The organism is Mycobacterium scrofulaceum, from assembly GCF_002086735.1.
Taxonomy (GTDB): Bacteria; Actinomycetota; Actinomycetes; order Mycobacteriales; family Mycobacteriaceae; genus Mycobacterium; species Mycobacterium scrofulaceum.
Genome location: NZ_MVIJ01000085.1, coordinates 1 through 12,469 on the forward strand (window position 1 = coordinate 1; position 12,469 = coordinate 12,469).

Here is a 12,469-nt window from a genome sequence, read left to right on the forward strand (position 1 = left end):
CTCCGCCCGGCCGGGCGCGCCTCCGGTGCGGGTTTCCGGGGCCGGGGGGGGGGGGGCCCCCCCCCCCCCCCCCCCGACGCGGCCCCTGCGGGGCCGAAACGCGTAGCCCCTCACCTTCTTTAGCCGTCAGCGGGGTGCTCACGGTAAGCGGCCGGGGGCCCGACCGGTCAACCCACGCCCACCCCGAACTACGCAGGCCGAGTGACCTTTTCGACCCTATGCCAGCTCGCCGAAAGGCGCTGCGCGCCGGCGAGCGCGGGCCGAAAACCCTGCTCCGCTCGGGCCGGACTCTTCGGGGTTGACCGCCCACCCTCACCCGCTTGCCCGCACCCCAGCGCCGACCGGCGCACGTCATCACCATTCCAGAACGGAGCACACCATCATGACCACATTCCCAGCCGCGACCCACGTCATCCCGGCAGGACTGATCACCCACACCACGGTGTCTGTCAAAGGGCAGCTCGACCCCGACATCAGTGTTCACCACGCCCGCACCCCCGATGCCCGAATCGGGATAACCGCCGAGGGCATCCACATGAGCCTCTACAACTGCCAAACTGCCCAGGGCCTCCTCGAGGCATTTGTCGCCGCCCGTGGCCACATGATCCACGTGCCCGCCGAGATCCCCGCCGGCGCGCCGCCCGCAGACGGACCAGCCGCACGCGCGGTGATCGCCATCGAATGGACCCGCGCGCCGGCCTATGCCGTCGTCGCGCAATCCGCGCTCAACAGGCTGAAAACTGCCAAGGTCCACTGGGTGGATGTCTACACCGGTCCGATCACCTGGCAGTTGCGCGACCGCACGGCGATCCTGTCAATGATCGACTCCCTCAGGCGGGTCCACCAAGTCGCAATCGCCGTCTTCGCCGACGGTGAGCAACACAAAGCCGATCCCGCAGCCGCGGACTATCACGCGGCCTAACCCGCGCGCCCGGCCAGCTCCCAGCAGATGGGGGTTGGCCGGGCCGCTGATGCACCCGAACTCACCAACCCCGACGGAAGGAACCACGGTGAGCGACTCAGAGTACTGGGAACAATGGTGCGGCTCGACCGTCCAGTCCGAGCAACGCATCAAACGTCACGCAAAGATCCGTTACGTCAACGGGATTCGTTGGATTACCTATCCCGACGAGATCAAGGGCGTCAAGGTCATCGTCGATATGCCCTTCAACGCTTCCACCAAATCCTGCGACCAAGGCCGCCACGACGACTGCCCACATCGCCTCGGCGGACCCCAAGAGGGCGGGGTGACGTTAAAGGTGTCCCTTCCCGGTTTCACCTGGAGGTGTGGTTGCCCATGTCACACCGATCCATTCCGGGCGGGCCGGCTGTTCTGACCTCAGCAGAATCTCCGGGGCCCGGCCAGCTCCCCAGTCACTAGGGGCTTGGCCGGGCCCCTTTTTCTTCCGGCTGCCCCAGCGGGTGGCGGCGCGCCCCGCGCGACCGCCCAATCGGCCCCTACGGGGCCGAAATCCGTAGCCCCTCAACTTCTTTAGCCGTCAGCAGGGTGCTCACAGTAAGCGGCCGGGGGCCCGACCGGTCAACCCACGCCCACCCCGGGGACCGCCGTACCGAGTGACTGTTGGCGGCCCTATGCCAGCTCGCCGAAAGGCGCTGCGCGCCGGCGAGCGCGGGCCGCAAACCCGGCGCCCACCCGGGTCGGACTCTTCGGGGTTGACCGCCCACCCTCACCCGCTTGCCCGCACCCCAGCGCTGACCAGCGCACCACTCATTTACAGAACGGAGCATCATCATGTGCTACAACCGCATCGCGATCCTGGGTCATCTTCGTACCGAGCTCGTCGACGGCAGTTGCAACCCTAGCCGCGGCCTCGCCGAGCTCAGCGCCCCTCTGTTGGTCGACGACAGCTTTACCACCCTGCTGTACAAGATCGCCGACGGCCGTCCTCTGCGCGCCGCCCTCTTGTGGAGCCGCATCGGCGACCACCTCAGCGGACAGTCTCGTATCGAAGCCCTCACCTTGGCTGCGGTCTTCGCGCTCAAAGGCGGTAACCCTGGCATCTGCGCCTCGCTGATCAACCGCGTCGACGTCGCGGTCCGTCGCGACCACACCGGTACCCCCGCCATGATCGACGTTCTCAAGCTTGACCACCGCGTCCAAGAGCACTTGCCCCATCCCGTCGCGTGAAGCCCAACACTCTTCCTGGGGCCCGGCCAGCTCCCCATCACCAGGGGTTGGCCGGGCCCCCCTTTTTCTTCCGGTGAAGTTGGGGTGGCGGCGGCGCGCCCCGCGCGACCGCCCAAGCGGCCCCTACGGGGCCGAAATCCGTAGCCACTCACCCTTCTTAGCCGTCAGCAGGGTGCTCACAGTAAGCGGCCGGGGGCCCGACCGGTCAACCCACCCCACCCCGAACTACGCAGGCCGAGTGACCTTTTCGGCCCTATGCCAGCTCGCCGCAAGGCGCTGCGCGCCGGCGAGCGCGGGCCGAAAACCCTGCTCCGCCCGGGCCGGACTCTTCGGGGTTGACCGCCCACCCTCACCCGCTTGCCCGCACCCCAGCGCCGACCGGCGCACATCATCGCCATTCCAGAACGGAGCACACCATGACCGCAGTTATCGACCCGTGGGCCATCAGCGAACACGACGAAGCCCAATCCCTGACCTCATATGGCGACGCCGGCCAGGGCTCGCACGATCAGGAAGCCGAAATCGACGAACTCGCCGTCGTCCAGGTCGCCGAGGATGGACTCCGGTTACGGTTGCGCGGAGCCGAACGCGATGAAGCAGTGCGCCGCATGCACGGACGCGTCGAGCTGGACCTGATCGCCTGGCGCCTCTACACCACCACGCGCACCGTGCACCGCGTCGCAGCGCGTCTCGGCCTGACCGACCACCACACCACCCGTCGTGAACTGGCCACTACAGCGGCGGGCGGCTAGTGCCGAAAACACCCTCTCCGGGGCCCGGCCAGCTCCCCAGTCACTAGGGGGTTGGCTGGGCCCCCCTTTTTCTTCCGGTTGCGGTGGCGGCGGCGCGCCCCGCGCGCCCGCCGCATTGGCCACCTCACGGTGGCCACCGGGTTGGTAGCCCCTCACCTTTAAGCCGTCAGCAGGGGTCGCAGTCTAATCGGCCGGGGGCCCGACCGGTCAACCCACGCCCACCCCGAACTACGCAGGCCGAGTGACCTTTTCGGCCCTATGCCAGCTCGCCCAAGGCGCTGCGCGCCGGCGAGCGCGGGCCAAAAACCCTGCTGCGTTCGGCGCGGACTCTTCGGGGTTGACCGCCCACCCTCACCCGATTAACCGCTCCCCCAGCGCTGACCGGCGCACCACTCAGCACACAGAACGGAGAACACATCATGGACCACGAATTCGACCTCGCTTTCAACCTCGTCGACGAGGCCGCAGGCCGCATCCAGCACCAGCAGTACGGCATCACCCGAATCCAGTTTCACAACCACGGTGACGCCGAACTCACCACCGTCCACGACTACACCCGCGAGGACGGCCACCGCCTGGTCCTGATCGCCACCGACACCCACGGCCAGATGGCCGCCGTCGAAGCGACCGCACCGGACCTCAACACCAAGCCGCACACCCGCATTCTCAAAGTCCGCGTCGGCGACCTCACCTTCCACGCAGTCCCCGGCCATGACTGGTGCTACCGCGCCACCCACGCCGGCCACACCTACACCCTGGCCGCCGGAATCGGTGACCAGCCGATGTGGACCGTCGCACTGGACACCAACCCGCCCCTCGCCCACGAGGACCTCGAAACCGCGCTCGCCGACATCGCCGCCGCCCACCCGGTAGCGGCCTAACCCGTCGCCCAGCGGGGCCGGGCCGGCGTCCCACAGTCCGACGTCGGCCCGGCCCCTCCCATTTCCAGAAAGGACTCACCCTCATGACCGAAATCGACTACGCGCTCGCATGGGACTTCATCGACCCCGCCGACGGCAAGCCCCGCCAGCTGCGCTTCCGGCGAAACTTCGCCCCCCGCAACGATCCACGCATCTTCGACGGAACCGGACAACTCGTCGCCGTCGTGGCAGATGCAGACCGCGCCGACAACGGAGACGAAATCGCCATCAGCCGCCCCGGCGTGCTATTCGACGACGTCGAAACCGCACTCGAGGGATGGCACGACTGGGCCACCCTCTACGTCGACGACAACGACATCGACCGCACCATCAACCTCGGCGCCATCCGCGAACGTATCCGCGCGGCGGGCCTGACCTGACTCCCGCGGCGCCCGGGCCCGGCCAGCTCCCCAATTACACGGGGTTGGCCGGGCCCCCCTTTTTCTTCCGTCCGGTGAAGTTGGGGTGGCGGCGGCGCTGCCCGCGCGCCCCCCAAACGGCCCCTGCGGGGCCGAAATCCGTAGCCACTCACCCTTCTTAGCCGTCAGCAGGGTGCTCACAGTAAGCGGCCGGGGGCCCGACCGGTCAACCCACGCCCACCCCGAACTACGCAGGCCGAGTGACCTTTTCGGCCCTATGCCAGCTCGCCGAAAGGCGCTGCGCGCCGGCGAGCGCGGGCCGCAAACCCGGCGCCCACCCGGGCCGGACTCTTCGGGGTTGACCGCCCACCCTCACCCGCTTGCCCGCACCCCAGCGCTGACCAGCGCACTTCATCACGATCCGAAACGGAGAAAACATCATGAGCGCATACGTCGTCGAGGCCGAACAGATCAATGTCCTGCTGTGGGCCGGCCGCTACGGATTTCGCCGGCCCTGCGGCAACCTCACCTGGGTCTACGACAACCCGATCCGGGTCAACCAACTCACCGACGACAACCTCGACCAGGTCGGGCAGATGCTCGTCGACGCCAACACCGCCTCAGTCAATCACTGCTACTTCGACAACCCCGTCCATGAGCCCTACGAGTACCGCTACAGCCGGCCGCTGCACACCAGCTGGTCGGTCGTCGAAGTCCTCAAGGCGTTGCAGTGCTACGAATACCAGGCCAGCGACCCCAAGGACTGGCCAACCTCCGAGGCCTACGCGTTCTGCCGCGAACTGCAGAACATGTTGATCCAAGCACTCCACGGCTATGACCCCGCCCCGTGGAGCATTACCCGCACCAGCCTGCCCGCCGCCTACCGCCGCAGCGCCTAACCCGCTGTCCGCCAACACGAAAGGAGCTGTCCCGTGATCATCAACGGCACCATATCCCGCACCCTCAGTGGCGGCCGAGACGTCGATATCCCCTTCTTCATCGACACCACCACCGGCACTTACAGCCAGTGGGGACACGACACGATGACCCTCGGCGAGAACGTCGACCTGCTCGAGGCACTGCGCGATACCGCCTGCGAGATCACCTAACCGCCACCCATCTCGGGGCCCGGCCAGCTCCCCAAGTACACGGGGTTGGCTGGGCCCCCCTTTTTCTTCCGGTTGCGGTGGCGGCGGCGCGCCCCGCGTGCCCGCCGCATTGGCCACCTCACGGTGGCCACCGGGTTGGTAGCCCCTCACCTTTAAGCCGTCAGCAGGGGTCGCAGTCTAATCGGCCGGGGGCCCGACCGGTCAACCCACGCCCACCCCGAACTACGCAGGCCGAGTGACCTTTTCGGCCCTATGCCAGCTCGCCCAAGGCGCTGCGCGCCGGCGAGCGCGGGCCAAAAACCCTGCTGCGTTCGGCGCGGACTCTTCGGGGTTGACCGCCCACCCTCACCCGATTAACCGCTCCCCCAGCGCTGACCGGCGCACCACTCAGCACACAGAACGGAGAACACATCATGCCCACAACCACTTTGCGTACCGAAGCAGACATCGTTGCGGCTGCCGCGGCGCTGCTGGGCTTCGCCCCCACCAATAGCATTGTGGCCTACATGCTGCACCGCGATCCCACCGGCGACATGGTCGTGCGCACCGCGATTCGCTTCGACGTCACCATCTCAGTCCAACAAGCCGCCCGCTTCCCGGCCACCGTCAACCTGCAGCCTGCGACCAGCCACGCCGCCGTGCTCCTGGCGATCTGCGACCACACCCACGAATGGCACGCCCTCACCATCATCAACGCCCTGCGCGCGGCTCTGCGCGCCGCCGGTATCCCCGTACTGCGCAGCATCATGACCCCCGATGTCACCACCGAGGGCCAGTGGTACGACCCCGACAGCGGCGCCACCGGTCCCACCTACCCCTACACAGACTCACTCGTCACCGCCCACCGCGTCCTTGGCGGTGACCGAGTCACCCCCGCCCGCAGCGACATCGAAGCCGAATTCGCCTACCTGCCCCCCGCCCCACCAATGGCACTTGGTGATCACGGCGCGCTCGTCATCCAGGTCGCCCAAGAGGTCGCCGACGCCCTGCAAGGCCAACCGATCAACCGCAACCTGCCCACCCGCGCCGGCATCGCCATCACCACCGACGTCGGCGTGCGCGATGCCATGATCGCCGCGGCAGCCGAACACACCGACACCGCCGCCTACCTCTGGACCCACATCGCCCGCCGCCTGCGAGGCCAGCCACGCGCCCAAGCGCTCACCATCGCCGCCGCCTGCTATTGCTTTCTGGGCGACACCATTCGGGCCGGCATCGCCGCACAAGCGGCTCTCACTGAGGCCGAAACCACCCAGACCCCGCCGCCGCGGCTGGCTCTCATGCTGCTCACTGCCCTGCACTCTGGCATAGCGCCCGAACAAATTCGCCGCGCCATCATCGAAGCCACCAACAGCGACTAACCGCCACCGTCCACCGGGCCCGGCCAGCCCTAATTACACGGGGTTGGCCGGGCCCCCCTTTTTCTTCCGGCTGCGGCGTTAGCGGCGCGCCCCGCGCGACCGCCCAAGCGGCCCCTACGGGGCCGAAATCCGTAGCCCCTCACCTTCTTCTAGCCGTCAGCGGGTGTCCAGTCTGACCGGCAGGGACCCCGTCGCTGTCAACCCACGCCCGGCGGGCTCGCCCGTTCTCCGCTCCCGCCGGCCTAGCCGGCCAGGCTCTCGCTGCGCCCGGGCGGCACCGGCGGCATTTCTCGGCCCTACGCCAGCTCGCCCCAAGCGCTGCGCGCCGGGCTCGCCGGGCCGAAAATCCGCCTCCTGCTGATCCGCCGGCCTCTTCGGGGTTGACAGCGCCACCCCGCCGGTCCCCCTACACCCAGCGCTGATCGGCGCGAACCAACACCGTTTCTACGAAAGGAACAACTCTCATGGCACACGAACTCGACTCCACCGATGGACAGGTCTCCTTCGCCAACTCCCGCTCCGACGCCTGGCATCGCCTCGGTCAATCGGTCGGGCACGCGATGACCGCCGCCGAGGCACTGCGGGCCGCGCACCTGGCCGGCTGGAACGTCCGCAAGATGCCCCTGCAGGTTCCCCAAGAACCCGTCCTCGACGACACCGGCGTCACCACCCCAGCGCCCCTGGCGGTGCCCGACTTCTACGCGACCGTGCGCACCAACCCCATCAACGGCCGCCTTGACGTTCTCGGGGTCGTCGGCAGCAAGTACGAGCCTGTCCAAAACGAGGCCTCCTGCGACCTGCTCGACGCATTGGTGGATCAAAGCGGCGGCGCGCACTTCGAGACCGCCGGCGCCCTGCGCGGCGGACGGGAAACGTTCGTCACCATGAAACTGCCCAGCAGTATGGTCTTCGACGGCAAAGACGGCACCAAGGACCGCACCGACTTCTACCTCGCGGCGCTCAATTCACACGACGGCAGTTCAGCCTTCAGATTCATCGTGTCCCCGGTACGCATCGTGTGCGCCAACACACAAAGTGCGGCCATCGCCTCGGCCAAGGCCAGCTTATCCATCCGCCACACCGGCGGTGCGCGGGCCTCGATCGCCGAAGCCCGTAACGCCCTCAAGCTCAGCTGGCGTTACATCGAAGCATTCGAAGCCGAGGCCGCCGCGCTCTACGCCGCACCGATGGACACCGAACAGATGCGGTCCTTCGCCAACACACTGCTCGAGGTCGACTCGGCCAGCACCGCCGCCACCCGGCGCCACCGCCGCGAACGCGCCAGCGGGATCGTCAAGCTGTGGACGTCCTCACCCACCATCACACCCATCGCGGGCACCCGATGGGCGGCCTACAACGCCGTCACTGAATACCTGGACCACGTCGTGCCAGTCCGCGGCGCCAGAACCGCCCACGACGCCAGCACGGCCCGCGCGCTGCGGACCGTCACCGCGGCCGCCGGCAGCGGCGCGCTCAAGGCGCACGCGTTCCGTCTCCTGCAAACCCTGTAGCCGCCCGCCGGCGGCAACCCCGGGGCCCGGCCAACACCTGCATCCGCGGGGTTGGCCGGGCCCCCCTTTTTCTTCCGCAGTGCCCCTGCCGCCGTTGCATACGCCACCGCTCGCCAGCCCGTCGCCAGCAACGCGCTCCGCGCGCGCCGCACTCCGGGCGCTCGCGACAAACAGCTCCCAATCCGTTCCGCCCGGCAATGCCCGCCGACACCTACCCGCCACACGCCCATCGCTGACACTGCATTGGGCTCTCGCAGCGCTGCGTTCCACGCGCCGCACTGCGCATCACCAGGATCCTCCTACGACAGACTCCGCCACCCCGTCGACAGGCACAATGCCGTTACCGCCCATGCGCTCACCACAGGGTCGGGTCGGTCGACCCCAGCAGCGCCGCCTCGACGGCTTCGGCGTCCCACCCATGGCGCACCGCTTCGCGCAGCGCCACTGCCCGCGCGCGGCGCGCTTTAATCCCGTGATCGCCGCGGCGAACGACCACCCGGCCGCCGCCGCGCCGAGCGCGCGCCATCATCTGCATGTTGTCGCGTTGCGAGCCGCCGATGATGTGCAGCAGACCGATCTGGCCCCGCCGGCTCACTCGAACGCACGCCGGGTTATCACAACCATGCAGTGCGCGCACCCACGGCTCCAACGCTCGCCCCTGCAAGGCCGCGGCGAGCGCATAACGGTTGGCCCGGACCATGATCCGCGCGCCGCCACGGCGCACCCAAAAGCGCCCGTACCCATCCGCGCCGATCGCCGAACACCAGATCGCACAGTCCTCCGCACCCGGGCCGCGAACAACGTTCGCCTCGAACCGCAACAACTCCTCGACATGCGCCCGCGGATCGACCACCAACCGTAGCGGTTGCGAAACCCCCATAACTCCCACTGCTTTCGGCTCCAGCGACCCCAAGTCGCCTGTCGCCGCCATCATCTCAGCGCACACCGACACCGCGACCGAACCTGCACTAGGCCCGCGCTGACACCGGCTCTCCCACGCGCCCATCCGCGTACGCACCCGCGCCGCTAAGCCCATTGGCCGCCAGACTCTGCGCAGCCGACGCCCGCGCCGTTCCCTCACCAACGCCCACGGACGCCTGGACCGGCTCAGCCACCGCCTCAGGTGATTCGACCTCGCGGATCAACTCGCGCACCGCTTTCTCGCTAACCCCGGCCATGCGTGCAATCTCGCGCAGCGTCTCCCCGCGGTCACGCATCGACCGCAGCGCCAGGCCGCACTGCCGGCGCTGAACCGCGCGCCGCTGCGCGGCCTGCTCGACCAACACCTGCTGACGCCCGGCCAACCACACATCGACCGCCTCGGCCCGATCGCGCGCGTCGAAAAACGCCGCGAGATCCTCGACGTTGGCCTTCGTGCGTCGGATGACTTCTTCCTGCGCCGCGGCCGCCGCTTCGCGCGCCGCCCGCCGGGCTCCCTTGCTGACCGCCTTGTTTCCCATCCATCACACGCTAAAGCCCGCAAAACCCTTACGCCGCACCCGGACACAAAAATCTCACCACTGCCCCCGCTCCCCATGCCCGGACCCGACCACTCACCACACCAGCCCACCGGCACTTAGGCCAACCTAACTACCACCACTCACTGAACATCACACCTCTTGCACTCAGGGTGACGATTCGGTAACGGCGGTTTGTGAGAGCACCTCCCGGGCATCATCTTGTCGGTCGCGGGCGTCGCGTAACGCCCGAGGCGATGTGAGAGTTGAACCGTGGTGATGTCGCGGTGATGGGCTTACACAAGCTGACCGCCGGAGACGGGTACATGTACCTGATACGGCAAGTCGCGGCCGCCGATGCCACCGAGCGCGGTCGCCCCAGCCTCAGCGACTACTACAGCACCAAAGGTGAATCCCCCGGCGTGTGGATGGGCGGTGGTCTGGCCGCACTCGGCCAGCCCGTCTCACGCGACCCCTCTGACCCGATCGTCGCCGACCTATGGGCAGTGGCGGCGGGATCTCAGGTCAGCGAAGACCAAATGAAAGCCCTATTCGGGGAAGGCTTGCACCCCAACGCCGATCGAATCACCAAGCATCTGACCGGCATTGGCCTGGGCCAATCCGGGGCGCTTGCTGCCGCACGGCTGGGTCGCCCGTTTGCCGTCCACGACACCGAAAACCAGTTCGTCACCCGGTTGCGCCAGGCCTACCGCGACTACAACATCACGGTCGGCAGCGGTGAACACGACAGCATCGCCGCCGACGTGCGGGCCCGGATCCGCACCGCGCTCGGGCGCGAGATGTTCACCGAGAAGCACGCTCGCCCGCCCGCCGATGACCGGGAACTGTCGGGATTCATCGCACGCAATTCACGAGCAGCCACCACCGCAGTGGCCGGCTACGACCTGACCTTCACCCCGGTCAAATCCGTCTCAGCGTTATGGGCGATCGCGCCGACACCGATCGCTCGCGCGATCGAGGAATGCCACCGCCAGGCCGTAGCCGACACGCTGCGATTCCTCGAAGAACACGCCGCGTTTTCCCGCATGGGCGCCCACGGTGTTGCTCAGGTCAACACCACCGGATTGATCGCCGCCGCCTTCGATCACCGCGACAGCCGCGCCGGAGATCCCAACCTGCACACCCACCTGGTGATCAGCAACAAAGTGCAAGCGATCGCCGCCGACGGCGTCCCGCGCTGGCTGGCCTTAGACGGCACCCCCCTGCACCACGCCACGGTCGCGGCCTCGGAGTTGTACAACACCCGCCTCGAAGCCCTGACAATCGCGAAACTGGGCGTCGACTTCGCCGAAACCGCGGCCAAACCCGGCAAACGGCCGGTGCGCGAAATCGTCGGCATCCCCGCCGAACTAATAGAGAAATACTCCTCACGCAGCGCGGCGATCGACCACCGCGTGGGCCAGCTGGCCAAGCAATTCCACACCACCCACGGGCGTGAACCCACCGTGGTCGAGATGCTCGCACTGTCCCAGCAGGCCACCTTGGAAACACGCCAAGCCAAGCACGAACCACGCTCGCTGGCCGAGCAGCGCCACGCCTGGCGCGTGGCTGCCGTCGAAGTGCTCGGCAGCCAACGAGCCCTCACGGCCATGGTCGCCGACGTCACCAACCAAAGCCCGTCCCAACAAGTCGCCATCACCGATCAATGGGTCGACGAGCAGGCCGCCGCCGTGATCGCCACCGTCTCAGAGAACCGAGCCACCTGGACGGTCAACCACGTACGCGCTCAAGCCCAACGCGCCCTGCGTTACGCCAACCACCCGGGCGGACCCGACCTGGTGAACCGCATCGTCGCCAGCGCGCTCGCCGCGCACAGCATCACCTTGAGCAGCCACGCCGACACGGAAAAAAACGAGCCAGCGCCGCTGCTGCGGCGCGACGGTTCCAGCGTCTACACCCGCCATGACACCACCGTCTACACCAGTGCGGCCATCATGGCGGCGGAGCGGCGCATCCTGGCCGCAGCCACCCTGCGCAACGGGCGCGCCGTCGATGACACCAGCATCGGTTTAGCGCTGGCCGAAACACATGCCAACCACGGCCTGGAACTCAACCAAGGACAAGCCGCCATGGTGCGCGACATGGCCACCTCCGGAGCCCGCCTGCAGCTCGCACTCGCCCCCGCCGGCACCGGCAAAACCACCGCCATGACCGCCCTGGCTGCTGCCTGGCGCAACAGTGGCGGCACCGTCATCGGGTTGGCACCCACCGCCGGCGCGGCCGAAGTCCTGGCCCAAGACCTCGCCTCCCCCACCGACACCATCGCCAAACTCATCCAGCTCGCCGACACCGGCCACGGCAGCCCCGCCGCCGCCGATGACCCCGCTCGCACGTGGTTCGACCGCATCGGATCAGACACCCTGCTCATCGTCGACGAAGCCGGCATGGCCTCGACCGCAGACCTCGACACCCTCATCGCCCACGCCCTTGCCCGCGGGGCCAGCGTGCGCCTCATCGGCGACGACCAACAACTGGCCTCGGTCTCGGCCGGCGGTGTCCTGCGCGACCTGGCCGAGCGCCACGACACCGTCACCCTGAGCACCGTCGTGCGCTTCACCCACCCCGAAACCGGCAAGGCCGAAGCCGCCGCCAGCCTGGCGATGCGCGCCGGAGATCCCGCCGGAATCGGCTTCTACATCGACCACCACCGCGTCCACGTCGGCGCCGATGCCACCGCCGCCGACCTGGCCTACACCGCGTGGGCCGCCGACCGCGCCGCCGGGCGTGACTCCATCCTGCTCGCCCCCACCAATGATCTGGTCGCCCAACTCAACGAACGGGCCCGCCTCGACCGGCTCACCCACACCCCCAACTCCCCGGCCAGCAACCC

The 12,469-nt window shown here is 68.2% G+C and carries 13 protein-coding genes; 11 read left to right on the plus strand and 2 right to left on the minus strand.

All coding sequences use genetic code 11. The features are described 5' to 3' along the window. The first annotated feature begins 382 nt into the window (after positions 1-382). From BST44_RS27725 to BST44_RS27760, 10 genes are all read left to right on the plus strand, one after another. Positions 383-922: a hypothetical protein gene (locus BST44_RS27725; RefSeq protein ID WP_047323400.1), complete on the plus strand. Its 540-nt coding sequence runs from the start codon at positions 383-385 to the stop codon at positions 920-922. An 88-nt stretch (positions 923-1,010) separates the two neighbouring features. Beyond that, positions 1,011-1,337, plus strand: coding sequence for a hypothetical protein (locus tag BST44_RS29895; protein ID WP_141224678.1), 327 nt, complete (start codon positions 1,011-1,013; stop codon positions 1,335-1,337). Between the two features lie 416 nt (positions 1,338-1,753). Beyond that, positions 1,754-2,149 (plus strand): hypothetical protein, encoded by a 396-nt coding sequence (locus tag BST44_RS27730; RefSeq protein WP_047323398.1) that lies wholly within the window; start codon positions 1,754-1,756, stop codon positions 2,147-2,149. A 416-nt stretch (positions 2,150-2,565) separates the two neighbouring features. After that, positions 2,566-2,901: a hypothetical protein gene (locus tag BST44_RS27735; RefSeq protein ID WP_047323397.1), complete on the plus strand. Its 336-nt coding sequence runs from the start codon at positions 2,566-2,568 to the stop codon at positions 2,899-2,901. Between the two features lie 419 nt (positions 2,902-3,320). Further along, positions 3,321-3,782, plus strand: coding sequence for a hypothetical protein (locus BST44_RS27740; RefSeq protein ID WP_047323396.1), 462 nt, complete (start codon positions 3,321-3,323; stop codon positions 3,780-3,782). An 83-nt stretch (positions 3,783-3,865) separates the two neighbouring features. After that, the gene (locus tag BST44_RS27745; RefSeq protein WP_047323395.1) at positions 3,866-4,201 is read left to right on the plus strand and encodes a hypothetical protein; all 336 of its coding nucleotides are present in this window, start codon (positions 3,866-3,868) and stop codon (positions 4,199-4,201) included. 419 nt (positions 4,202-4,620) lie between these two features. Next, positions 4,621-5,079: a hypothetical protein gene (locus BST44_RS27750; RefSeq protein ID WP_047323394.1), complete on the plus strand. Its 459-nt coding sequence runs from the start codon at positions 4,621-4,623 to the stop codon at positions 5,077-5,079. Between the two features lie 33 nt (positions 5,080-5,112). Continuing rightward, positions 5,113-5,289, plus strand: coding sequence for a hypothetical protein (locus tag BST44_RS30220; protein ID WP_156181198.1), 177 nt, complete (start codon positions 5,113-5,115; stop codon positions 5,287-5,289). 413 nt (positions 5,290-5,702) lie between these two features. After that, positions 5,703-6,650 carry a DUF4192 family protein gene (locus tag BST44_RS27755; protein ID WP_047323393.1) on the plus strand — a complete coding sequence of 316 codons (948 nt, stop codon included), beginning with the start codon at positions 5,703-5,705 and terminating at the stop codon, positions 6,648-6,650. A gap of 464 nt (positions 6,651-7,114) precedes the next feature. After that, positions 7,115-8,161, plus strand: coding sequence for a DUF932 domain-containing protein (locus BST44_RS27760; protein WP_047323392.1), 1,047 nt, complete (start codon positions 7,115-7,117; stop codon positions 8,159-8,161). Positions 8,162-8,516: 355 nt separating this feature from the next. On the opposite strand, the gene BST44_RS27765 is transcribed toward BST44_RS27760, so the two are convergent. Both BST44_RS27765 and BST44_RS27770 read right to left on the minus strand, forming a co-directional pair. Then, on the minus strand, positions 8,517-9,041 hold the full coding sequence (locus BST44_RS27765; RefSeq protein WP_047323391.1) for a hypothetical protein: 525 nt from the start codon (positions 9,039-9,041) through the stop codon (positions 8,517-8,519). 88 nt (positions 9,042-9,129) lie between these two features. Continuing rightward, positions 9,130-9,621 (minus strand): hypothetical protein, encoded by a 492-nt coding sequence (locus BST44_RS27770; RefSeq protein WP_074021723.1) that lies wholly within the window; start codon positions 9,619-9,621, stop codon positions 9,130-9,132. Between the two features lie 287 nt (positions 9,622-9,908). Here BST44_RS27770 and mobF point away from each other — a divergent pair. Then, positions 9,909-12,469 (plus strand): MobF family relaxase (mobF, locus tag BST44_RS27775; protein ID WP_244184971.1); only part of this gene is annotated, 2,561 nt, incomplete at its 3' end.